The organism is Saccharomonospora iraqiensis subsp. paurometabolica YIM 90007 (genome assembly GCF_000231035.2).
Classification (GTDB): Bacteria; Actinomycetota; Actinomycetes; order Mycobacteriales; family Pseudonocardiaceae; genus Saccharomonospora; species Saccharomonospora paurometabolica.
Genome location: NZ_KI912215.1, coordinates 45,851 through 46,871 on the forward strand (window position 1 = coordinate 45,851; position 1,021 = coordinate 46,871).

Annotated in this window: 2 protein-coding genes; both read left to right on the plus strand. The window is 76.6% G+C overall.

Going from position 1 to position 1,021, the window contains the following annotated elements:
* A partial coding sequence (locus tag SACPADRAFT_RS0206600; protein WP_007027746.1) for an FAD-dependent oxidoreductase occupies nucleotides 1-837 on the plus strand: 837 nt, incomplete at its 5' end.
* Nucleotides 834-1,021: hypothetical protein (locus SACPADRAFT_RS32340; protein WP_040924024.1), on the plus strand; the 188-nt coding region annotated here is incomplete at its 3' end. The genes SACPADRAFT_RS0206600 and SACPADRAFT_RS32340, both read left to right, overlap by 4 nt.

Below are 1,021 nucleotides of genomic sequence, written 5' to 3' on the forward strand. Positions count from 1 at the left end.
CGGCGCGTGGTGGTGGTCGGCGGCGGCCCCGCCGGGTTGGAGGCCGCGGCGACGGCCGCGGGTGCCGGGCACGAGGTGATCCTGCTGGAACGCGGACCGGAGACCGGCGGTCAGGTGGCCGTGGCGGCGAGCGTGCCGACCCGCGCCGAGTTCCTCGACGTGGTGCGCAACTCGCTGGCCGAGTGCCGCAGGCTGGGCGTGGACCTGCGCACCGGGGTGGACGCCGACGCGGAGCGCGTGCGCCGACTCCGCCCGGACGCCGTCGTCCTCGCCACCGGCGCACGGCCCGAGCCTCCGCACTGGGCCGACGGCCTGGAGCGGGTCGTGGACGTGCGGGACGTGCTCGAAGGCCGGGCCGCGCCGACGGGTGCGGTGGTCGTGCTCGACGACCTCGGCTTCCACCAGGCGACCTCGGTGGCGGAGCTGCTGGCCGACCGGGGCTGCTCGGTGCGGATCTCCACCTCCGGCATGGTGGTCGGCCAGGACCTCGGCATCACGCTGGACATGGAGAACTTCCGCGTCCGCGCCGCGGACAAGGGCATCACGAGCACCACCGACGAGGTGGTGCTGGGCGCCGACCGCGCCGCGGACCCCGGCGGTGACGGCGACCGCGACGGCGGTGTGGTGCTGCACGTGCTCACGCACACCACCGGGGAGATGACCGACGTGTCCTGCGACTGGGTGGTGTGCGCGACGCACCAGGCCCCCGAGGACGCCCTGTGGCGGGAGCTGTCCGGCACGGAGGAGTTCGAGGTCCACCGGGTGGGCGACTGTGTGACGCCCCGGCGCGCGCACGCCGCCGTGGTGGAGGGACACCGGGTGGGGGTGGCACTGTGACCGCGCGGGAGCCGAGCGGACACACGACCGACGACGCCCCGCCGGGTCCGACCGGCACGGGCACGGCCCGGGGCGGGGCCGCGGTGACCGGGGACGCCGTCGCCGTCGTGGTGGTCCGGGACGGGATCGTGCCCGTCGGGGCGGACGAGGCCGTCGCCGAGGCCGGTGGTACCGCCCTGCTGGT